The organism is Rhodococcus sp. SORGH_AS_0303, from assembly GCF_030819335.1.
GTDB lineage: Bacteria > Actinomycetota > Actinomycetes > Mycobacteriales > Mycobacteriaceae > Rhodococcoides.
The window spans coordinates 2,320,737-2,343,071 of the sequence record NZ_JAUTBO010000001.1 but is presented as its reverse complement, the minus strand read 5'-3'; the positions used below and the strand labels follow the sequence as shown (position 1 = coordinate 2,343,071).

Annotated in this window: 19 protein-coding genes and 1 pseudogene; 11 read left to right on the top strand and 9 right to left on the bottom strand. The window is 69.4% G+C overall.

Features of this window, described 5'->3' with window-relative positions:
• Positions 1–56: 56 nt before the first annotated feature.
• The 5 genes and pseudogenes from QE449_RS11090 to QE449_RS11070 all read left to right on the top strand — a co-directional run bounded on the left by QE449_RS11090 (position 57) and on the right by QE449_RS11070 (position 6,510).
• Positions 57–666: pseudogene (locus tag QE449_RS11090) on the top strand (DUF3000 domain-containing protein).
• Between the two features lie 26 nt (positions 667–692).
• Positions 693–2,012, top strand: coding sequence for a ribonuclease D (locus tag QE449_RS11085; RefSeq protein ID WP_307108816.1), 1,320 nt, complete (start codon positions 693–695; stop codon positions 2,010–2,012).
• 65 nt (positions 2,013–2,077) lie between these two features.
• A complete protein-coding gene (locus tag QE449_RS11080) occupies positions 2,078–3,304 on the top strand; it encodes a thiolase family protein (protein ID WP_307108815.1) in 1,227 nt (408 codons plus the stop codon).
• Positions 3,305–3,309: 5 nt separating this feature from the next.
• Entirely contained in the window at positions 3,310–5,409 is a 2,100-nt protein-coding gene (locus QE449_RS11075) for a 3-hydroxyacyl-CoA dehydrogenase NAD-binding domain-containing protein (RefSeq protein WP_373428289.1), read from the top strand.
• Between the two features lie 90 nt (positions 5,410–5,499).
• Positions 5,500–6,510 (top strand): iron-siderophore ABC transporter substrate-binding protein, encoded by a 1,011-nt coding sequence (locus tag QE449_RS11070; RefSeq protein WP_307108813.1) that lies wholly within the window; start codon positions 5,500–5,502, stop codon positions 6,508–6,510.
• 6 nt (positions 6,511–6,516) lie between these two features.
• Here QE449_RS11070 and dxs read toward each other — a convergent pair whose 3' ends face one another.
• Positions 6,517–8,406, bottom strand: a complete 1,890-nt coding sequence (gene dxs, locus QE449_RS11065; protein WP_027505197.1) for a 1-deoxy-D-xylulose-5-phosphate synthase — start codon at positions 8,404–8,406, stop codon at positions 6,517–6,519.
• A gap of 149 nt (positions 8,407–8,555) precedes the next feature.
• On the opposite strand from dxs, the gene glsA reads away from it, so the two are divergent.
• Complete coding sequence (gene glsA, locus QE449_RS11060) at positions 8,556–10,400, top strand: glutaminase A (protein WP_056445252.1); 1,845 nt, start codon at positions 8,556–8,558, stop codon at positions 10,398–10,400.
• Positions 10,401–10,414: 14 nt separating this feature from the next.
• On the opposite strand, the gene QE449_RS11055 is transcribed toward glsA, so the two are convergent.
• The gene (locus tag QE449_RS11055) at positions 10,415–11,269 is read right to left on the bottom strand and encodes an anti-sigma factor (RefSeq protein ID WP_307108812.1); all 855 of its coding nucleotides are present in this window, start codon (positions 11,267–11,269) and stop codon (positions 10,415–10,417) included.
• A complete protein-coding gene (locus tag QE449_RS11050) occupies positions 11,262–11,945 on the bottom strand; it encodes a sigma-70 family RNA polymerase sigma factor (RefSeq protein ID WP_268788561.1) in 684 nt (227 codons plus the stop codon). The genes QE449_RS11055 and QE449_RS11050 overlap by 8 nt, the downstream gene beginning before the upstream one ends.
• A gap of 348 nt (positions 11,946–12,293) precedes the next feature.
• Between QE449_RS11050 and QE449_RS11045 the strand changes: the two genes are divergently transcribed.
• Together QE449_RS11045 and QE449_RS11040 are read left to right on the top strand one after the other, a co-directional pair.
• Entirely contained in the window at positions 12,294–13,328 is a 1,035-nt protein-coding gene (locus QE449_RS11045) for an ATP-binding cassette domain-containing protein (RefSeq protein WP_222637630.1), read from the top strand.
• A 2-nt stretch (positions 13,329–13,330) separates the two neighbouring features.
• Complete coding sequence (locus QE449_RS11040; protein WP_307108811.1) at positions 13,331–14,176, top strand: ABC transporter permease; 846 nt, start codon at positions 13,331–13,333, stop codon at positions 14,174–14,176.
• A 4-nt stretch (positions 14,177–14,180) separates the two neighbouring features.
• Here the strand turns inward: QE449_RS11040 and QE449_RS11035 are convergent, their stop codons facing one another.
• On the bottom strand, positions 14,181–15,440 hold the full coding sequence (locus tag QE449_RS11035) for a class I SAM-dependent RNA methyltransferase (RefSeq protein WP_307108810.1): 1,260 nt from the start codon (positions 15,438–15,440) through the stop codon (positions 14,181–14,183).
• Positions 15,437–17,449, bottom strand: a complete 2,013-nt coding sequence (locus QE449_RS11030; protein WP_027505190.1) for an APC family permease — start codon at positions 17,447–17,449, stop codon at positions 15,437–15,439. Before QE449_RS11030 ends, QE449_RS11035 begins: the two co-directional genes overlap by 4 nt.
• Before the next feature lie 124 nt (positions 17,450–17,573).
• Here QE449_RS11030 and QE449_RS11025 point away from each other — a divergent pair, with 124 nt between their 5' ends.
• Positions 17,574–18,236, top strand: coding sequence for a TrkA family potassium uptake protein (locus QE449_RS11025; protein WP_027505189.1), 663 nt, complete (start codon positions 17,574–17,576; stop codon positions 18,234–18,236).
• Between the two features lie 59 nt (positions 18,237–18,295).
• Positions 18,296–18,961: a TrkA family potassium uptake protein gene (locus QE449_RS11020; protein WP_027505188.1), complete on the top strand. Its 666-nt coding sequence runs from the start codon at positions 18,296–18,298 to the stop codon at positions 18,959–18,961.
• Between the two features lie 23 nt (positions 18,962–18,984).
• On the opposite strand, the gene QE449_RS11015 is transcribed toward QE449_RS11020, so the two are convergent.
• Complete coding sequence (locus QE449_RS11015; protein WP_307108809.1) at positions 18,985–19,674, bottom strand: DUF3159 domain-containing protein; 690 nt, start codon at positions 19,672–19,674, stop codon at positions 18,985–18,987.
• Between the two features lie 37 nt (positions 19,675–19,711).
• Positions 19,712–20,089, bottom strand: a complete 378-nt coding sequence (locus QE449_RS11010; RefSeq protein ID WP_027505186.1) for an OB-fold nucleic acid binding domain-containing protein — start codon at positions 20,087–20,089, stop codon at positions 19,712–19,714.
• Positions 20,090–20,228: 139 nt separating this feature from the next.
• On the opposite strand from QE449_RS11010, the gene QE449_RS11005 reads away from it, so the two are divergent.
• Positions 20,229–20,933, top strand: coding sequence for an alpha/beta fold hydrolase (locus tag QE449_RS11005; protein WP_373428288.1), 705 nt, complete (start codon positions 20,229–20,231; stop codon positions 20,931–20,933).
• A gap of 22 nt (positions 20,934–20,955) precedes the next feature.
• Here the strand turns inward: QE449_RS11005 and QE449_RS11000 are convergent, their stop codons facing one another.
• Both QE449_RS11000 and dut read right to left on the bottom strand, forming a co-directional pair.
• Positions 20,956–21,783: a DUF3710 domain-containing protein gene (locus QE449_RS11000; protein WP_307108808.1), complete on the bottom strand. Its 828-nt coding sequence runs from the start codon at positions 21,781–21,783 to the stop codon at positions 20,956–20,958.
• 2 nt (positions 21,784–21,785) lie between these two features.
• Positions 21,786–22,253, bottom strand: coding sequence for a dUTP diphosphatase (gene dut / locus QE449_RS10995; RefSeq protein WP_307109705.1), 468 nt, complete (start codon positions 22,251–22,253; stop codon positions 21,786–21,788).
• Between the last annotated feature and the right edge of the window lie 82 nt (positions 22,254–22,335).

Below are 22,335 nucleotides of genomic sequence, written 5' to 3'. Positions count from 1 at the left end.
ACCTGCCCGGCGCGCCTCCTCCGCTGGGCCGACGGTCGCGGCTAACGTCCGCACACGTGACCACGTCCGAGAGCGCCTCGCAGCCTGCGCCCTTCCGCGCCGCCATCGACGCGATGCACCGGGCGACGGTCCACCCGAGCATCGAGGTCGGGCCGATCCGGCCTCCGCAGCGCCTGGCACCGTTCAGTTACGCACTGGGGGCCGAGGTGCGCCACTCCGAGACGGAGTCGGTGCCCGAGCAGAGCGAGGGTGACGCGTTCGGGCGTCTCATCCTGTTGTACGACCCGGACGGCGACGAGGCGTGGAACGGCACCATGCGCCTGGTCGCCTACATCCAGGCCGACGTCGACGCGTCGCTGGCGTCGGATCCGCTGCTGCCCGAGGTGGCGTGGAGTTGGCTGGTCGACGCGTTCGAGGCGCGGTCCGAGCCGCTGACGGCGCTGGGCGGCACGGTCACCTCGACGAGTTCGGTGCGGTACGGGGACATCGCCGGCCCGCCGCGTGCCCACCAGCTCGAGCTGCGGGCCTCGTGGACCGCGCTCAGCGAGGAACTGTCGGTGCACGTCGAGGCGTTCGCGTGAGGTTCTCGCCTACGCCGCGGGGCTGCCCCCGGCGGGCATCACGGCGCTGGGTGCACGCGCCGACTCGGGCAGCTCCGACGCCTGACCGTCGGACAGCCTAGAGTTCGAACAATGCCCGACACGCCCGACTCGACTCCTGCCTCCTCCGGCGACACCGCCGTCGAGCCGGAGGCGACTCCCCTTCTCGCTCCACGCGAGGGGGTCCCGCCGTTGACGGACACGGCGGACGCGGTGCGAGCGGCCGCGGAGCTGCTGGCGTCGGGAACCGGACCGTTGGCCGTCGACGCGGAACGCGCATCGGGTTTCCGATACTCGGCTCGCGCGTATCTGCTGCAGTTCCGTCGCCGGGGTGCGGGCACCGTCCTGCTCGATCCGATTCCGGTGGTCCGCGACGGTGGTGTCGAGGCGCTCGCGGGCTTCGCCGCCGTCGTGAACGACATGGAGTGGGTACTGCACTCCGCCGATCAGGATCTGCCGGGGCTCGCCGAGCTCGGCATGACGCCCGCGTCGCTGTACGACACGGAGCTGGCGGGCCGACTCGCCGGCTTCGACCGTGTCGGTCTGGCGGCCATCGTCGAACGGACGTTGGGCCTGTCGCTGCAGAAGGGTCACGGTGCGGCGGACTGGTCCACCCGACCGTTGCCCGACACCTGGCTCAACTACGCGGCACTCGATGTCGAGGTGCTCGTCGAGTTGCGTGACGCCATGGCCGAGGAGCTCGAGAGCCAGGGCAAGACCGACTGGGCCGCACAGGAATTCGAGTACATTCGCACCGCACCCCCGGCGCCTCCCAAGCCCGACCGCTGGCGCCGCACCTCCGGTATCCACACCATCAAGAACGCGCGGACGCTCGCCGTCGTCCGCGCTCTGTGGACCGCCCGCGACGATCTCGCGCGCCGCCGCGACATCGCGCCGAGCCGCGTCCTGCCGGACTCCGCGATCGTCGCCGCCGCGCAGAGGAACCCCGCCACGGTGTCCGAGCTGAACGCGTTGCCCGTCTTCGGCGGACCTCGTCAGCGTCGCCAGGCGCGCGTGTGGATGGACGCGATCGAGCACGCCCGCGCACTTCCCGACGATGCGCTGCCCCCGGTGACCCAGCCCTTCGTGGGGCCCCCGCCGGTCAGTCGGTGGGCGCGGCGCGATCCGGAGGCCGCCGGGCGTCTGTCCGCCGTCCGCGACGCGATGGCCGCCCTGTCCGCGGATGTCGCGATTCCCGTCGAGAACCTGCTGACTCCCGATCTCGTCCGTCGCATCTGCTGGGACCACCCCGCTCTCGTCGCGGAGTACGGGACGGACGAGGACGTGCTCGTCGACCGTTTCCTCGAGGCGCACGGGTCGCGGCCCTGGCAGCGCGCGGTGGCGGGCCCCGTCGTGGCAGCAGGCCTACGGACCGCCGCTGAGTCGAGGACGGCCGAAGTTACCGGCGAGTAGGCACGGGTTAGAGTGGGCGCGCGAGCCGGGCGTCCGGCTCGTTCCAGCGCCTGCCGGAAGGAACCATGTCTTCTCCGAAATCCGCTCCCGCTCGATCCGCGTCCAGTCGTGGCGTCGCGTTCGTCGACGGTGTTCGTACGCCGTTCGGCAAGGCCGGCCCCAAGGGTATGTACGCGGACACCCGAGCGGACGACCTCGTGGTCAAAGCGATCCGTGAACTGCTCCGCCGCAATCCCGAACTGCCACCCGAGCGCGTCGACGAGGTCGGCATCGCCGCCACGACGCAGACCGGCGACCAGGGTCTGACCATCGGCCGCACGTCGGCACTGCTCGCCGGGCTCCCCCGCAGCGTGCCCGGTTTCGCCGTCGACCGGATGTGTGCGGGCGCGATGACCGCGGTGACCACCACCGCGTCGGGCATCGGCTTCGGACAGTACGACGTCGTCATCGCCGGCGGCGTCGAGCACATGGGCCGGCACCCGATGGGCGAGGGCGTCGATCCGAACCCGCGCTTCCTGGCCGACAATCTCGTCGACCCGAGTGCGCTCGTCATGGGCAACACGGCCGAGAACCTGCACGACCGCTACCCGTCCATCACCAAGGACCGCACGGACGCCTACGCCGTCGCGAGCCAGGAGAAGTACGACGCCGCGAAGAAGGCCGGCCTGATCGCCGAGACACTGGTTCCCGTCGCCACGAAGTCCGCTGCGGGTTGGGGTCTGGCCACCGAGGACGAGCCGCCGCGCCCCGGCACGACCCTGGACGATCTGGCGAAGCTCAAGACTCCGTTCCGGCCCGCCGGACGCGTCACCGCCGGCAACGCCGCCGGACTCAACGACGGTGCGACAGCGGCGATCCTGGCCGGCGAGGACACCGCCGCGGAACTCGGCCTGAAGGTCGGGATGCGCATGGTGGGCTTCTCGTTCTCCGGCGTCGATCCGGCCGTGATGGGCATCGGTCCCGTCCCCGCCACCGAGAAGCTGCTCGGACGCACCGGCCTGTCCATCGAGGACATCGGCCTCTTCGAGATCAACGAGGCCTTCGCCATCCAGGTCCTCGCGTTCACCGAGCACTTCGGCATCGCCGACGACGACGCCCGGATCAATCAGTGGGGCGGAGCCATCGCCTGCGGCCATCCCCTCGCGTCCTCGGGCGTTCGACTGATGACCCAGCTCAGCCGACAGTTCGCCACCCGTCCCGATGTCCGCTACGGCCTCACCACCATGTGCATCGGCCTCGGCATGGGCGGCAGCGTCATCTGGGAAAACCCCGCCTACGACGGAAGCAAGTGATTGCCATGACTTCAGCTTTTGCCGACGAAGTGGTGACCCACGCGTTCACCAGGATCGTCACCGTGCCGGGCCTCGACGGCCCGGTCGCCATCGTCACCCTCGACAACGGCTTCGACCACACCAAGCCGTCCACCTTCGGACCCGCCGGACTCACCGAGCTCGATGCGGCACTGGACGCGGCCTACGCGGCGAATCCGGTGGCCGTCGCGGTGACCGGGAAGCCGTTCATCTTCGCCGTCGGCGCGGACCTCAACGGTGTGCCGAACATCTCCGACCGCGCCGTCGCGCTGGAGATCGGCACGTTGGGGCACAAGGTGTTCCGCCGCCTGCGCGAGTCCACAGTGCCCACGTTCGCGTTCGTCAACGGCGCCGCTCTGGGCGGTGGACTCGAGATCGCGCTGCACTGCCACTACCGCACCGTCGCGGACAACGCTGCGGCACTGGGGCTCCCGGAGACTTTCCTGGGCCTCGTTCCCGGCTGGGGCGGAACGCAGTTGCTCCCCAACCTGATCGGGCCGGCCAATGCCGTCACCGTGGTGATCGAGAACGCGCTCAACCAGAACCGGATGCTCAAGCCTGCGGACGCGCTGAAGCTGGGCATCGCCGACGAAGTCTTCGGCGGCGCCGATTTCCTCGAGCAGTCCCTGCTGTGGGCCGCGAAGGTCGTTTCCGGGGACGTCACCCCGACCCGCCCCGAGATCGACCGCGGCCAGGGCTGGGACGACGCGATCGCGCGGGCCAAGGCCATCGTCTCCGGCAAGACGGGAGACCACGCACCGGGACCGGTGCGCGCCGTGCAGCTGCTCGAGCTGGCGAAGTCGACCGACATCACCGACTCCGCGTCGCTCGACGCCGCCTTCGCTGCCGAGGACGAGGCGTTGGCCGACCTTCTCATGGCCGACGAACTGCGGGCCGGGCTCTACGCATTCGACCTCGTGCAGAAGCGTGCCAAGCGGCCTGCCGGAGCGCCCGACAAGTCCCTCGCCCGGAAGGTCACCGGCGTCGGCATCGTGGGCGCCGGCCTCATGGCCAGCCAGCTCGCCCTGCTGTTCGTACGTCAGTTGAAGGTGCCGGTGATCCTCACCGACATCGACCAGGAGCGCATCGACAAGGGCGTCGGCTACGTTCACGCCGAGATCGACAAGCTGCAGGGCAAGAAGCGACTCTCCCCCGACGCGGCGAACCGTCTCAAGGCGTTGGTGTCCGGATCGCTCGACAAGTCCGCATTCGCGACGACCGACTGGGTCATCGAGGCAGTGTTCGAGAATCTCGACGTGAAGAAGAAGGTCTTCGCCGAGCTCGAGGAGTTCGTCTCCCCCGAGACGATCCTCGCGACGAACACGTCGTCGCTGTCCATCACCCGTATGGCGGCGGAGCTGAAGCACCCCGAGCGGGTCGTCGGATTCCACTTCTTCAACCCCGTGGCCGTTCTTCCGCTGCTGGAGATCGTCCGCGGCGAGAAGACCGACGATGCCACGCTCGCAACAGCATTCGCGACGGCGAAGTCTCTGAAGAAGTCGGCCGTGCTGATCGCCGACAAGCCCGGCTTCGTCTTCAACCGCTTGCTCACCCGCGCCCTCGGCGAGGTCATGAACGCGATCGACGAGGGCACGCCCTTCGACGTCGCGGACAACGCCATCAGCGAGCTCGGCATGCCGATGAGCCCGCTCACGCTGCTCTCGCTGGTCGGCCCCGCCGTCGCACTGCACACCGGCGAGACCATGGCCGAGTACTACCCGGAGCGGTTCCACGACTCCCCCGGCCTGCAGGCGATGGTCGCGAACAAGAAGTCCGCGGTGTGGACCTACGGCGCCGACGGAGCCAAGACCGTCGACCCCGAGATCGCCGATCTGTGGCCGCAGGGCGACTCACCGTCGACGGCCGAGCAGGTGCTCGATCGCACCCGCCGCGCCTTCGCGGAGGAGATCGACATCATGCTGCAGGAAGGCGTCGTCGCGGCCGCTCAGGACATCGACCTCTGCCTGATCCTCGGCGGCGGCTTCGGGTTCTGGAACGGCGGCATCGTGCCGTACCTCGATCGCACCGGCACCTCCGAGGCCGTCACCGGTCACCGGTTCCTCGACAAGGGTGTCGCCAGCGTGTGATGGGGCTGCGCCCTCGTGCGCCCTTTGCGCATCCCTGGATACGCGAAGGGCGCACGGGGCCGGAGGCCATACATAGGTTAGGCTAACCATGTGAAACGCCTTCGCCTTCTCCCCGCCGTCGCGGCCACCGCCGCGCTCGCCCTCGTCGCCGGATGTTCGTCCGATGCCGACTCCGACGCGCCCGCCGCCGCGTCGGGTGGCGCGTTCCCCGTCACCATCGACCACGCCTTCGGTTCGACCACCATCGACGCCGCACCGGAGCGCATCGTCACGATGGGCTGGAACGCACAGGACATCCTCGGCGCCCTCGACATCACGCCCGTCGGCCAGCCGAAGTACACCTACGGTGCCGACGAGAACGGCGTGATGCCGTGGGCACAGGAGTTCTACGACGCGGACGCCACCACCCTGTACGAGGATCCGGCTGCGGGTGAGCCCGACGTCGAGGCCCTCGCGGCCCTGGCACCCGACCTGGTGCTCGCGCCCTACGAGGGTTTCCCGCAGTCGTACTACGACACGTTGTCCGCTGTCTCGCCCGTCGTCGCCTACCCCGGTGAGGCCTGGCAGACGACGTGGCAGGACCAGACCACGATGATCGGTGAGGCAGTCGGGAAGCCCACGGAGGCACAGGCTCTCATCGACGGTATGGGCCAGCGGCTCGCCTCGGAGGCCGAGGCCAATCCGGAGTTCGCCGGCAAGACCGTCGCGGTGGTGAACCTGGACACGGACGCCGGTCAGGCGAACGTCTACATGCCGTCCGATCCTCGCGTGCAGGTTCTCAACGAGATGGGCTTCGTCAACGCCCCCGGCGTCGTGGCACTCGACGAGGCCGACTCCGCGGACACCTTCTTCTCCACCGTGTCACTGGAGAACGTGCAGAGCTTCGACGCCGACGTGATCGTCGCGTTCACTCCGGAGGGCTTCGACCTCGCCTCGGCCCCGGCTGTGGCGACGCTGCCCGCGGTCGCCTCCGGATCCGCGGTCGCGCTCAGTGACGAGCAGGTCATCGCCGGTCTGAGCAACGTCAACCCGGTGAGCACCCCGTGGGTACTCGACCGGATCCTCCCGCAGTTGAAGGACGCCGCCACCAAGGCGACGTAGCGACCGTCAGATGTCGCCGGGCCGGTGTGCGATCCATCCGCGCACCCGGCCGGCGATGTCCGACGGGGTGAGGCCGATGTCGGCGTGAATGCGATCCCGCGAGCTGTGGTCCAGGAACTGCTGTGGCACACCGAGATCCCGACAGGGGACGTCCACGCCGCCGGCGCGCAGGGCAGCCGACACGGATGCACCGATGCCGCCGTGCAGACCGCTGTCCTCGAGCGTGACCACCAGGCGGAAGTCCGCGGCGAGCTTCACGAGCGAGTCCGGAACGGGCAGCACCCACCGCGGATCGACGACTGTGGCCGAGACACCGTCCGCGGCGAGTTCTCGCGCCGTGTCCAGTGCCAACGACGCGAACGGACCGACGGCGACGAGGAGTACGTCCGACTCCCCCTCGGGCTCGTGCAGCACGTCGACGGAGTCGTCCAGACGCCGCACCGCCTCGATGTCGTCGGGGATGGCGCCCTTGGGGAAGCGCAGCGCGGTGGGACCGTCGGACACCGCGAGTGCCTCGGCGAGTTCCTCGCGCAGGGTCGCTCCGTCGCGGGGCGCCGCCACGCGCATGTTCGGCACGATGCCGAGCAGCGACATGTCCCACATGCCGTTGTGGCTGGCGCCGTCCGATCCGGTGACCCCGGCGCGATCGAGCACCAGGGTGACCGGCAGGTTCAGTAGTGCCACGTCCATCAGCAGCTGATCGAACGCCCGATTGAGGAACGTCGAGTAGATCGCCACCACGGGATGCAGACCACCGAGTGCGAGACCGGCGGCGGACGTGAGCGCGTGCTGCTCGGCGATGCCCACGTCGAAGAAACGGTCCGGGAACACCTCGCCGAACGCGGCGAGCCCGGTGGGTCCGGCCATCGCGGCGGTGATGGCCACGACGTCCTCGCGGTCGGTTCCCAGGGCGATGAGTTGACGGGAGAACTCCGACGTCCAGTCCGGAGCCGCGACGCTGGTCGCCAGGCCGGTGAGCGGGTCGATGACTCCCGTCGAGTGCATCTGGTCGGCGACGTCGTTCTCGGCGAACGAGTAGCCCATGCCCTTGCGCGTCACCGCGTGGACGATGACCGGCCCGCCGAAGGCCTTCGCGCGGCGCAGCGCCGATTCCAGAGCCGCCTGATCGTGTCCGTCGACCGGACCGAGGTACTTGATGCCCAGATCGGTGAACATGACCTGCGGGCTGATCGCGTCCTTGAGGCCGGCCTTCATGCCGTGCAACATGGCGTACGCGGCCGACCCGACCACGGGCAGGTTCTTCACCATGTGACGGCCGGTGTCCAGCGCGCGTTCGTAGTTGGGCTGCAGGCGCAGCGTCGCGAGATGGTCCGCGAGGCCGCCGATGGTCGGCGAGTAGGAGCGACCGTTGTCGTTCACGACGATCACGACGGAACGATCCTTGCCGGCCGCGATGTTGTTGAGCGCCTCCCAGCACATGCCACCGGTGAGGGCGCCGTCCCCGACGACCGCGACGACGTGACGATCGCCGCGCCCGGTCAGCTCGAAGGCCTTGGCGAGGCCGTCGGCGTAGGAGAGGGATGCCGACGCGTGTGAGGACTCGACCCAGTCGTGCTCGCTCTCGCTGCGGGACGGGTAGCCGGACAGCCCACCCTCCTTGCGCAGGGAGTCGAAGCGGTCCGCTCGACCGGTGACCATCTTGTGCACGTACGCTTGGTGGCCCGTGTCGAAGATCACCGGGTCACGAGGCGAGTCGAACACGCGGTGGATGGCCAGAGTCAGCTCGACGACACCGAGATTGGGTCCGAGGTGGCCACCCGTGGCAGACACCTTCTCGACCAGGAACCGACGGATCTCGTCCGCCAGTTCGGCCAGCTCCACCGGGCCGAGGGCACGCAGGTCGCTGGGCTCGTGCACGCCGTCCAGAACACCCAACGAAATCGCTCCCCTCCGAAGATTGCCTTGTCGTCCGTCGTGCCGTGAGGCACTCGGACAGGCCAGTTCGGACAAGTCTACGTGGACCCGGATCGGCGGGTTACCGTACGAGCGCCGAGCCGCGGCACAGAATCGAGAGAGTGGTGACGATGACCGACGTCGTGCAGGAGATTCTGGAGGAGGTCCACGCGCTGTGTGTGGCGGACACCTCCGGTGGCGTCGCCGACTACATCCCCGAACTGGCGGCCGCGAACCCCGATCGCTTCGGTATCTGTCTCACGACGGCCGACGGCCACGTGTACCAGGTGGGCGACACGGACGTGCCCTTCACGATCCAGTCGGTGTCCAAACCGTTCACCTACGCCCTCGCTCTCACCGATCGCGGCGAGACCGCGGTGGCCCGCAAGATCGACGTGGAGCCGTCCGGTGAGCCGTTCAACGAGATCAGCCTCGACCCCGTCACCGAGCGCCCGCGCAACCCGATGATCAACGCGGGCGCCATCACCTCCGCGTCGCTGGTGCGAGGCGCGACGCCCGACGAGCAGTTCGAACGGATCCGGGCCTCGTTCTCGCGGTACGCGGGACGCGAACTCGCCATGAACGCCGCCGTGCACGCCTCGGAATCGCGCACCGGCCATCGCAACCGCGCCATCGGCCACATGCTGCGCTCCTTCGGCATCGTCGAGGGCGATCCCGACGCGATGGTCGATCTCTACTTCCGCCAGTGCTCGCTGGACGTCACGTGCCGCGACATCGGCGTCATGGCGGCGACCCTCGCCAACAACGGCCTCAACCCGTGTACCGACGTCCGAGCCCTCGAACCGGTGCTCGTCGAGCGTGTGCTGAGCGTCATGACGACGTGCGGCATGTACGACGGAGCCGGCGACTGGGTCAACCGCGTCGGACTCCCCGCCAAGAGCGGTGTCGCCGGTGCGGTGCTCGCGGTCCTGCCCGGTCAGCTCGGTATCTCGGTGTTCTCACCCAGACTCGACGCCCACGGCAACAGCGTGCGCGGAGTCAAGGCGTGCCGCGAGCTGTCCTCGCGCCTCGAACTGCACTTCCTCCACGTCGGCCGGGCCGCACGCAGCGCCGTGCGCGCCGAGTACACCGTCGCCGACTCCCCCTCGCGTCGCCGGCGCACCGCCGCCGAGCAGGAGACGCTCGCCGCGCGGGGACGCCGAGTCCGCGTCTTCGAACTGCACGGCGATCTGCTGTTCTCCGCAGCGGAGAGCGTCGTGCGCGCGGTGTCCACGGCCGTCGACCACGGCGCCGACGACGGGAGCGCACTCGACGGCGTGATCCTGGACATGCGTCGGGTCGACGAGGTGAGCGACGTCGCCCGCTCGATGCTGGACACCCTCGCCGCCGGGCTCCGCCGACAGGGTTGTGCCGCCGTCCTGGTCGATCCCCGAGCTGCGATGGCGCACACCGTGTCGTCCCTGTCCGAACACGACGGCAGTGGCCGGGTCTTCGACGATCTGGACTCCGCACTGCGCTGGGGCGAGGACACCGTCCTCGACCGGTGGTGCGGCGGCGCACGGCAACCCACGGAGGTGACGGTCGATCAGCACCCGATCGTCACCGCGCTGGACGAGGCCCACCGCGATGCGGTCACCTCCCGCACGACGGACGCGCAGTACAGCGCAGGCAGCGTCATCGCCGAGGTCGGTGACGTGTCACTGGGTCTGGTGATGGTGCTGTCCGGCCGCGTCGCGGTCGACTTCATCGGCGCGGACGGCCGGGCCCGCGCCGTGTCGACGCTGTCCGCCGGCATGAGTTTCGGTGAGATGCCGTTGGTCCGGCGCTCACGCTTCGGGCTCCGCATCACCGCGGTGAAGGACACCACGGTCGCGATCCTCGGCCCGAAGGACTTCGACGCGCTGACCGAGAGCAACCCCGCTGCGAAGACAGCCTTGCTGGAGGTGCTTCTCGATCGCGCGTACGAGCAGGCCGAGTCGATCGTCGCCGCACTGCGCCGTTCCGGCGTCGTCTGAGCCGGCGGCTGCGCTCAGGCGTCGAGCGTGACCGCGGCGATGGGCGTGGTGGTGGGTGCGTCCGAACCGCTCTCGGGCTCGACCGTCACCGCCCACGTGGTCGCGTCGCTCAAGCCTGTGACGACGTGCTCGCGAGCGGGCGTGGCGGCATCGGCGGGGACGAGACCTGCCGGGCGCGGCGCGGGATCCTCTCCGATGAGCCACATCTCGAACACCTTGCCGTCGCCGGGCTCCGCGAGCCCGTCGAGCGTGACCACGGCGGCGTCCTGCGAGCGCGACCAGCGCACGGTGGCGGTACCGCCACCCTCGACCTCGACGGTGCTGGTCCTGATGTCACCGGCCGCAAGCACCTGCGACGTGGGCGACGACGGTGCGTCTCCCAGTTGCTGCGTGACCACGGCGCCGCCCACTCCGACGATCACGACGGCCGCCGCGGCTGCCGCGAGCACGCGCAGGCGTGTGCGGCGGCGATCGTCGAGCGACACCACCGGGGCGACCGGAGCGTCGTCGATCGGATCGGCCAGTGGCCGGGCATCACCCTGCGGAGTGCTCTCCACCGCGGCGAGAATGCTCGCACGCAACGACGAGGGCGGTTCCGCGGCCGTGGACGACGCGCTGAGCGCCATCGTCTCGTCGACCGACTCGACGATGCTCTCGAACCACGACCGCGTCGCCGCGTCCGACTGCGCGAGCCTGCGTTCGATGTCCGCCCTCTCGGCGGGGTCGATCGCGTCCAGTGCGTAGGCGTAGGCGTCGTCCACCACGCTGACGTTCATCTCGTTCACGTCCTGCATCGCATCCTGCTTCGACACGTCGTCGGGTGCGGACGCGTCGTCATGGCGGCGATGGCGACCGTCTCCGTCACTCACCGGTCTCCACCCCCAGACAATTCTTCAACTTGATCAGACCGTCCCGGATCCGCGACTTCACGGTGGGAACGGCCACGCCCAGGCGCTCGGCCACTTCCCGATACGTCAACCCGCTGTAGTACGCCATCCGTACCGATTCGCGTTGGGTCTCCGTCAGCGTGTCCAGGCATCGGACCACCGACTCCGACTCCAGGGTCTGGGTGACGGATTCGAGGACCTCGTCGTGCGCGGGACTGTGGGTCGAGGAGCCGTAGAGCGCCTCGCGATCCGTGCCGGACTGCTCCGACCGGACACGGTCGACGGCGCGGCGATGCGCCAACGTCATCATCCAGGCGAGCGGAGACCCCTGCGCGGGGTCGTATCGGTCGGCCGTCTTCCAGATCTGCAGGAACACCTCCTGCGCGGTCTCCTCGCTGAACCCGGGATCGCGCAGCACACGCAGCACCATGCCGAACACCCGAGACGAGGTCGCGTCGTACAGATCGGCGAACGCTCGGCGGTCACCGGTGGCGACACGTGCGAGTAACGCACGCAGTTCGTCGGCCTCGGCGACACGCCGACGCTTGAGGTCGGGATCGGGAACGGGGCACGACGGATCGGCGGTGTCGTCCGGGGCGCGTCGGTGCCGAGGCTCGCCGGCGCTCGGGTCGGCTGCGCTCGTACCTCCGGCGCTCACAGACCCCCACCTCGCTGCGAGACGTTCATCGTCGAGTTCATCGACCATGAGACTAGTGGCCATCGTCGTCATATCCTCACCCCCTCGGCGATCGTGGTCCTGCGCGTCGCGGTCCTGGCGTACGCGCCACCGGGTCATGGCGCCCACGTCGCCGGGTCATGGCGCCCACGCCACGGCGCGAACATCGTGCAGGATTCATTCGTCACCGGGGCGTGAGTGGATCGGTGACCGGCGTCTCCGGCGAAAAACCCGTTGCGGACCTGCAATGACTGCGGGACGCTCGTCGCACCGGATCGGACGATCCGGACATACCGATGAGATCGTGGCGGATCAGGAGTCAGCACTCACATGACGACACATGACGGGAAGGCCGGAGGCCGGCCGCTGGAGGACGGGAAGGCCGGAGGCCGGCCGCCGACGGACGGGAAGGCCGGGGGCCTGGCGATCGAGGCTGTCGGTCTGGTGAAGAGGTTCGGGGACACCGTGGCGGTGGACGGCGTGGATCTCGCCGTCCCGCGGGGCGGGGTCTACGGGGTGCTGGGGCCGAACGGGGCCGGCAAGACCACGACGATGCGCATGTTGGCGACGTTGACCGGCATCGATGGCGGGTCGGCCCGCGTGCTCGGCCACGACGTGGCGACGGAGTCCGACGCGGTGCGGTCGAAGGTGGCGCTCACGGGCCAGTTCGCTTCGCTGGACGAGGACCTGACCGGAGTGGAGAACCTGGTGCTCCTCTCGCGGCTGTACGGGTTCTCGCGCCCGGCGTCGCGGGAGCGTGCCGATCTGCTGTTGGGCGTCTTCGATCTGGTGGAGGCCGGCGGCAAGCAGGTCAAGGCGTACTCCGGCGGTATGCGGCGCCGCCTCGACATCGCGGCGAGTCTGGTGGTCACGCCGGAGCTGATGTTCCTGGACGAGCCGACCACGGGTCTCGATCCCCGCAGCCGCAACCAGGTGTGGGAGATCGTGCGCTCCCTGGTCGCCGGCGGCACGACGGTCCTGCTCACCACGCAGTACCTCGACGAGGCCGATCAGTTGGCCGACCGGGTGGCAGTCATCGACCGGGGCCGCGTGATCGCCGAGGGCACCACCGGTCAGCTCAAGGCATCGGTCGGCTCGGGGTCGCTGCACGTCCGCGTCGCGGAACAGTCGCGCCGCGACGACGCCGCTGACGTCCTGCGCGCGACCCTGCACACCGACGTGACTCTCGAGTCCGATCCCTTCGCCGTCACAGCGCTGGTCGACGACACCGCCCTGGTGGCCCGCGCACTCGCGACGCTGTCGGACGACGGCATCGGCGTCACCACCTACGCCCTCGGGCAACCCAGCCTGGACGAGGTGTTCCTGGCACTGACCGGACGAACGACAGAACTGGAGGCGTCCTGAGAATGACCACCACCAACTCCCCCACCGCCGCGACGGGCACTGCGCAGCCGACCATCGCCGAGTTGCTCCGCGACTCCGGTCCCCGTCCCGATCGACCGTCGTCGATGTCGGCGGCGCTCTCGTTCGGGTGGCGAGCACTGCTGAAGATCAAGCACGTCCCCGAGCAGCTGTTCGACGTGACCATGTTCCCGGTCATGTTCACGCTGATGTTCACGTTCCTGTTCGGCGGCGCGTTGGCGGGCTCGACCAGTGCCTACATCCAGTTCCTGCTGCCGGGCATCCTGGTGCAGACCGTCGTCATGATCACGATGTACACGGGTCTGACCTCGAACAAAGACATCGAGAAGGGCGTCTTCGATCGGTTCCGGTCGCTGCCCATCTGGCGGCCGGCGCCGTTGGTCGGCGCCCTGCTCGGAGACGTGGTCCGCTACACCCTCGCCTCGACGATCGTGCTCGTGCTGGGTCTCGCGCTGGGCTTCCGGCCGGCGGGCGGCGTGCTCGGCGTGCTGGCGTCGGTGGCGTTGCTGCTGGCGTTCTCGTTCTGCGTCTCGTGGGTGTGGACGATGTTCGCGCTGATGCTGCGCAGCGAGACCGCGGTGATGAGCGTGTCCATGCTCGTGCTGTTCCCGCTGACCTTCGCCAGCAACATCTTCGTCGACCCGACGACGATGCCCGGGTGGCTGCAGGCGTTCGTGTCGGTCAATCCGGTGTCGCATCTGGTGACGACGCTGCGCGGCTTCGCCGACGGTGTGCTCGAGACGGACGCGCTGATGTGGACCGGCATCTGGTCCGTCGGACTGCTGGCGGTGTTCGGACCGATCACGATGCGCCTGTACAACGCCAAGTGACGCGTCAGTCCCGGACGAACGATCCGATGCACTCGACGTGGCTGGTCATCGGGAAGGCGTCGAACGCACGGAGATTCTCCAGGCGGTAGCCGTGCGAGAGGTAGAGCCCCGCGTCCCGTGCGAAGGACGCGGGGTCGCACCCGATGTGCACCACACGATCCGGGTGCGCACCGGCGACCGCCGCGATCACCTGTCTGCCGGCGCCGGATCGTGGCGGGTCGAGGACGACGACGGACGGCTGTGGCGGCAGGGATCCGATCGCGCGCTCGACGGGCGCTGCCTGCATCGACAGCTGCGGCAGGTCCGTCACCGCCGCACGCCCGTCCACCACCGCCCGGTGGGAGAACTCGACCGCTGCGACGGTGCCGCCCGGTCCGACCGCCTCGGCGACGACGGACGCGAAGGTGCCCGCACCGGCGTAGAGGTCCCAGGCCGTGTCACCGGGCCGAGCACCGGACCACTCCCGGACCACCTCGGCGTACTGCGTGGCAGCCGCCCGGTGAGCCTGCCAGAACCCCCACGAGTCCACGGTCCACTCGCGCGACCCGACGCGCTCGACGGCCCGACCCGAGCCCGCGCGCACCCGGTGCGCGCGGTCACCGGACTTCGCGGCGCGGCGCGAGGAGGCGCCGCGACGACCGGTGTCGGCGCGCATGCGACGGTCGACGGCAGGAGCGATCTCCACGATGTGACGGGTCCCGTCGGAGTCCACGGCCACCGCGAGATCGGCGCCCGGCGTCCACGACCGGGCAGCCAGCCCGTCGTACATCCCCGGAACCGCTTGTGGGCAGGCCAGATCCGTCACGATGTCGGCGCTGCGGAGCCGGTGGAAACCGGGCCGTCCCTCGTCGTCCACACCCAACCGGATGCGCGTCCGCCAGCCGGTCTGATCACCGAGCGACTCCACCTCGACGGTGCGTTCGATACCCCCGACGCGGCTCAGCTGCTCGGCGACGACGGCCGCCTTGATCTGGCGTCCGGCCTCGGCGGTCGCGTGGGAGAAGTCGCAGCATCCCGACCCACCGGGGCCGGAGATGGGACACAGCGGCGCGATGCGGTCGGGCGAGGCCTCCAGGATCTCGACGGCGTCCGCGCGGCAGAAGGACTTGCCGGTGTCCTCGGTGACCCGCGCCGTCACCAGCTCGCCGGGAAGGCTGTGCCGGACGAACATGACGCGTCCCTCGTGCCGTGCGACGCAGAAGCCGCCGTGTCCCGGCTTGCCCACGCGGACCTCGACGACCGCGCCGAGCCACGAGTCGGTCATCGTTCGGATCGCCGTTCGGCCGAGGTGGGCTCGTAACCACGACGGGACGAGCCCGGTGCGTTCTCGAGGCTCTCGCGCTTCGCCCGCTCGGACGAGTTGAGCTGCCAGGGCACGCTGGTGACCATGACGCCGGGCTGGAAGAGCAGCCGACTCTTCAGTCGCAACGCACTCTGGTTGTGCAGCACCTGCTCCCACCAGTGACCCACCACGTACTCGGGGATGAACACGGTGACGACGTCGCGCGGTGAGTCCCGCTTGACCCGGCGCACGTAGTCGAGCACGGGCTTGGTGATCTCGCGGTAGGGCGACTCGACCACCTTGAGCGGGACGCTGAGGTCGCTCTTCTCCCACTCGCGCACCAGGGTGCGCGTGTCCGCCTCGTCGACGTTGACCGTGATCGCCTCGAGGGTGTCCGGCCTGGTCGCACGGGCGTAGGCGAGGGCGCGCAGCGTCGGGCTGTGCAGCTTGGACACGAGCACGATGGAGTGCGTGCGGCTGGGCAGCACACCGTCCCACTCGACGTCGGCGAGCTCGGTGGCCACCGAGTCGTAGTGCTTGCGGATCAGCTTCATCAGTCCGAAGATCGCGAGCATCGCGATGATCGCGATCCAGGCACCCGCGAGGAACTTGGTCAGCAGGACGATCACCAGGACGGCGCCCGTCATGGCCAGGCCGATGCCGTTGACGACACGCGACCGCATCATCGACCGGCGCTGCGCAGGGTCGGTCTCCGTCCGCAACAACCGCGTCCAGTGCCGCACCATGCCGGTCTGACTGAGCGTGAACGAGACGAACACTCCGACGATGTAGAGCTGGATCAGCTTGGTCACCTCGGCGCCGAACATGACGACGAAGAAGATGGCGGCGGCCGAGAGGAACAGGATGCCGTTGCTGAACGCGAGCCGGTCGCCGCGGGTGTGGAACTGGCGGGGCAGGAAGCGGTCCTGGGCCAGGATCGACCCGAGTACGGGGAACCCGTTGAAGGCGGTGTTGGCGGCCAGCACCAGGATCAGCGCCGTCACGATGGTGATGAAGTAGAAGCCGGGCGTGAAGTGCCGGAACACGGCCTCGGCCAACTGCGCGATGAGCGTCTTCTGCTGGTAGTTCTCGGGAGCCCCGACGAGCTGGGTCGCGGGGTCCGCCGCGTACTTCACACCGATCTTCTCCGCCAGCAGGATGATGCCGAGCAGCAACGTGATGCCGATCGAGCCGAGCAGCAGGAGCGTCGTGGCGGCGTTGCGCGACTTCGGCTTGCGGAAGGCGGGCACGCCGTTGGAGATGGCCTCGACACCCGTCAGCGCCGCACACCCGGAGGAGAACGCGCGCGCCAGCAGGAACGCGAACGCGATGCCGTAGAGGTGACTGTCCTCCGCCTGCAGCTCGAAGTTCGACGACTCGGCCGACACGTCGTCGCCGAGGACGTACACCTGCACCAGGCCCCACACGAGCATGACGACCATGCCCACCATGAAGGCGTAGGTGGGGATCGCGAACGCGGTACCGGACTCGCGGACGCCGCGCAGGTTGATCGAGGTGATGAGCACGATGGCGGCGACCGCGAACAGCACCTTGTGCTCCGCGACGAACGGCAGGGCCGATCCGATGTTGGAGGCGGCGGCCGAGATGGACACGGCGACCGTGAGCACGTAGTCGACGAGGAGGGCGCTGCCGACGGTCAGGCCCGCGGTCGGTCCCAGGTTGGTGGTGGCCACCTCGTAGTCGCCACCGCCGGACGGGTAGGCGTGCACGTTCTGGCGGTAGCTCGCCACGACCACCGCCATGACGACGGCGACGGCGAGACCGATCCAGATGGAGAACGAGTACGCCGAGATCCCGGCGACCGACAGCACCAGAAAGATTTCTTCGGGCGCGTAGGCGACGGACGACATTGCATCGGACGCGAACACCGGGAGGGCGATGCGTTTGGGCAGGAGCGTGTGTCCGAGCGTGTCGCTACGGAACGGCCTACCCAGCAGCAGCCTCTTGGTGGCCGTCGAAAGCTTGGACACATCGCAGAGCGTAGGCCGTACCGGGCTCGACCGTGGGGCAGGGTGACCGATAGCGTTGCGCGAAGTCCCTCCCGGCAGCAATCACCTTGGGCACCGTCCTCTCGACTCCCGAACGGAGCGTCTGTTGTACGTAGTCGTCATGGGGTGTGGCCGCGTCGGCTCCGCCCTCGCGGGTGCACTCACCCGCATCGGCCACGAGGTCGCGGTCATCGACCGCGATCCCACCGCGTTCCACCGGCTCGGTCCCAACTTCACCGGACGTCAGGTGATCGGCATGGGGTTCGACCGGGACGTGCTCGTCGAGGCGGGCATCGAGAAGGCCGACGCACTGGCCGCGGTGTCCTCGGGCGACAACTCCAACATCATCTCCGCGCGTGTCGCCCGCGAGACGTTCGGTGTCGAGCGCGTCGTCGCGCGCATCTACGACGCCAAGCGCGCCGCGGTGTACGAACGCCTCGGCATCCCCACGGTGGCCACGGTGCCGTGGACGACGGATCGATTCCTGCACACGCTGATCCACGACAACGAGCTCACCAAGTGGCGCGATCCGTCGGGCAGCGTCGCGGTGGCCCGCCTCGACATCGGCGAGGGATGGGTGGGCAAGGGCGTGACCGCGCTCGAGAGTGCGACCAAGTCCCGAGTGGCCTTCATCATCCGCTTCGGTGCCGGACTGCTGCCCGACCGCAAGACGGTGATCCAGGCCGACGACGAGGTGTGGATCGCGGCTGTCGACGGCATGGTCGCCGAGGCCGTGGCGCTCGCGAGCAACCCTCCGCCCGAGGACTGACGGCTCCTGCCTCACCTCGTGTCCGTCCCCGCACCAGACCTGTCACCGAAGGATCCGTCATGAGAGTCGCCATCGCCGGAGCGGGAGCCGTGGGCCGTTCGATCGCCCGCGAGCTCCTCAGGTCCGACCATCACGTCCTGCTGATCGAACGCAAGGCCGACCACGTCGACCCGGCATCGGTCGAGGCGGCCGAGTGGATCCACGCGGACGCCTGCGAGCTGGCCACCCTCGAGGGCGCCGGCATCGAGTCGTACGACGTGGTCATCGCCGCCACGGGCGACGACAAGGCCAACCTGGTCCTGAGCCTGCTGGCGAAGACCGAGTTCGGCGTCGACCGAGTGGTCGCCCGCGTCAACGACCCGCGCAACGAGTGGCTCTTCGACGCGTCGTGGGGAGTCGACGTCGCCGTGTCGACACCGCGCATGCTGGCCTCGCTCGTCGAGGAGGCGGTCTCGGTGGGAGATCTGGTGCGATTGATGACGTTGCGGCAGGGCAAGGCGAACCTCGTGGAGATCACGTTGCCGGCGAACACACCGCTGGCGGGCAAACCGGTGCGCCGCATCACGCTTCCTCGCGACGTCGCGCTGGTCACCATCCTGCGCGGTGGCCGCGTCATCGTCCCGGAGAAGGACGACCCGCTCGAGGGCGGCGACGAACTGCTGTTCGTCACCACCGTCGACGTCGAGGACGAACTCCGCGAGGTGCTGGGACTCTCCCAGCGTTGACCGACAGGACCGACCGACAGCCGTCAGGGCTCGATGCGGTCCGCGTCCACGACCTCGGTGGTCTCGCTCTCCCGGTGCGTCGCTGCGGCCACGACAGCGTCGGCCCGTCGCACGGCCCAGAACGTGACGGCGAACGCGACCGCCGCGAGCGGCCAGCCCATCGCGATGCGGGCGACCGCGAGCCACCCGGTCTGGTCGTAGTCGTAGAGCTGCGATTGCACGACGTACCGCGCGACGAACACGAGAACCCAGGCGAACGTCGCGATGTCGTACGCGCGGACGGCGGCCCGATGCTCGCGCCAGGCCTTGCCGGTGCCGTTGAGGTAGCCCCACACGATGCCGACGAGCGGCCGACGAGCGAGGATCGAGACGAGGAACACCCCGCCGTACGCGAGCGAGGTGTAGATCCCGAACAGGAAGTAGCCCTTGGCGTCTCCGGTGCGGTAGGCGATGAACGCGCACACAGCCACGCCGAAGAATCCCGATACGGCCGGCTGGATCGGATCCCGCTTCACGACGCGCCACACCAGGATCGCCACGGCCAGACCGAGGGCGGCCCAGACGGCCGCGGTGAGACCCGCGAGGGAGTTGACCGGAACGAAGACCAGCACGGGCAGGGTGGAGAACACCAGTCCGCTGACCCCACCGAGCTGGGACAGGATCGTCTCGGGATGCGCGTCCTCGGTGGGCTGACTGTTCGGTGACTCGCTCATGCAGTTCAGGGTGCCAGACGATGCGGCTCCCGAAGAACTAGTCCTCGGTGCGTAGCTCGTAGTACGGGTTGTAGATGACCTTGCGGCCCTCGCGCTCCCCCACGCGACCACGGACCAGCAACTGCGTGCCGGACTCGATACCGGCGATCTTGCGTCGGCCGATCCAGATCAGCGAGATGGTGTCGGTGCCGTCGAAGAACTCGGCCTCGACGATGGCGTTGGCGGCCTTGCTGCACGTCTCGACGCTGCGGAGCCGTCCGACCATGGTGACCTCGTCACCGCGAGTGCAATCGCATGCTCGTTGGGCGCCGGACGCCTTCGACGTCGACTCCAACTCCTCGGCATCGAGTTGATCGATGTCCTCGGTCAACTTCCGGGCCATGCGGCGGAAGTATCCTGCGGCAGCGGGTGCCATGAGTGCTCCTGGAGCGGTTCGCGCGGGCCTTCCGCGGCGGATGTTCTGCTTCTGTCAGCGCCACTGTAGACCTTTCCGAGCACGCCTCACCACACCCGGCCGGTCGGGTCGGTGAACGCCACGAGAAGATGCGGACACCATGGAGACAACCACCGTCGTACTGCTGCCCGGCACCGGCTCCGACGCGTCGTTCGTCGAGGGGGCCTTCGGTGATGCCGTGGCGGATCTCGGCTGGTCGCTGCGGGTGATCGAGCCCGAACCCGCCGACGTCGTCGGGGGCTACGTGCGGGCGCTCGACCACGTACGAGGCGCCGTTCGAGGGGACCTGATCGTGGGCGGTGTCTCACTCGGCGCGGCGGTCGCGGCGCGGTGGGCGCTCGACCGTCGGGGCGCCGCGCAGGGCGCCGTCCTCGCGATGCCGGCGTGGACCGGATCTCCGGGCGACTCCCCCGCTGCGGTCGGTGCCGCCGCGACGGCGGCGACGCTGCGGGCCCACGGCCTCGATGCGTCGGTGGCGGCGATGGCGCAGTCGAGTCCGCGGTGGCTCGCCGAGGCGCTGACGCGGTCGTGGCGAGCACAGTGGCCGCTGCTGCCGACGGCGCTGGACGACGCCGCCCGGTATGTGGCACCCACCCTCGACGACCTGCGATCCCTCGCGGTGCCGGTCGGCGTGGTGGCAGCGATCGACGACCCGGTGCACCCGCTCGGTGTCGCGCAGGACTGGTGCGCGGCTCTTCCCACGGCGCACCTCGACACCTTCGCGCTCGACGTCCTCGCCGCGTCCCCGGGCGAGCTCGGCAGGCTGGGCGTCAACGCGTTCCGGCGTGCGACGGGCGGGTCCTAGTCGAGCTGCTCTCGCCGAGAACTCAGTCGAGCTGCTGCATCGCCGAACCCGAGGGCCCGCGCCGACGTTGCGCCTCGGCAGCGGCGTCCGCGTCGGGGGCCTGCTGCTGAGGTACCTGCTGCTGGGGCACCTGCTGCTGCACCGCCGCCTGTGCCTGCGCCTGTGCGGCCGCCATCTGCTGTTGCTGCGCGGCCGCGAGTTGCTGAGCGAGTGCCGGCGGCAGACTGATGGGCAACGGCGTCCGCACCGGGTGCGGATCCGCGCCGCGATCGACCACGGTCGCCGCCACGACGGCACGCGCCTGCTCGACCAGCGGCGATCCGGCCTCGACACTGCCTGCCGGTCCGCTCGCCACGCCGCGGATCATCCAGCGGTACCCGTCGACGCCGATGAAACGCAGATCCCCGCCGGCCGCGGAGCCCACCACCTCACGGCCCCACGGGCCGGTCTCGGTGGCCACCCGCGCGTTGTCGCGGCGCAGCGTGTCGGCCAACTCGGCGGCGACGTCACGCCACTGACCGGGCGACTTCGGAGCGGCGAAGGCCGCCACGGTGATGCGCCCGTTCGGAGTGACGATGTGGACGGCCTGGGGTGCGCCGGCCTGCGTCATCTCGACCTGCAGCTGTCCGCCGGCCGGAAGCATCAACAGCACGGATCCCAGATCGAGCCGTCCCTCCGCGATGCTCTCGCGGTCGCCGTCCAGGTCGTCGATCGACCACGGCCCGGTGGTGTCGTCCGCCGTACCGTCCACCTCGTCGACCTCGTCCACTTCCTCGACCTCGACGTCCTGCGCGGAGTCGAGATCGGTGGCGTCGACGTCGTCGCGCCCCTTCTTCTTGCGTCCGAACATGCTCAGTTCTCCTTCTCGCTGGCGGTGACGGCATCGAGAACCGCGTGTCCGCCGCTGGAGCCGTAGCCGCCGACACCACGGGTGGTGTCGTCCAGCTCGGCCACCTCGACGAAGTCGGGCAGTTCGACCCGCTGCACCAGCAGCTGGGCGATGCGGTCCCCGCGCCGCAGTTCGATGGGGGTGCGTGGATCGTGGTTGATGAGGCAGACCCTGATCTCGCCGCGATAACCGGCATCGACCGTTCCCGGCGTGTTGACCACCGACAATCCCACTCGCGCGGCGAGGCCGGACCGGGGGTGGATCAGGCCGACGGTGCCGACCGGCAGCGCCACGGCGATGCCCGTACCGACCATGGCACGCTCACCGGGTTCGATGACGACGTCGACGGTGGAACACAGGTCCACACCCGCGTCACCGGCGTGTGCACGGACGGGCAGCGGGATGTCCGGATCGAGTCGTCTGACGGCCACCGTCTCGACGGCCGGTGCCGATCCCTGGTCTCCGCGGGTCGTGCGTGTCGCCGTCTCGGCCGTCAGATCGCTCACATCGGTC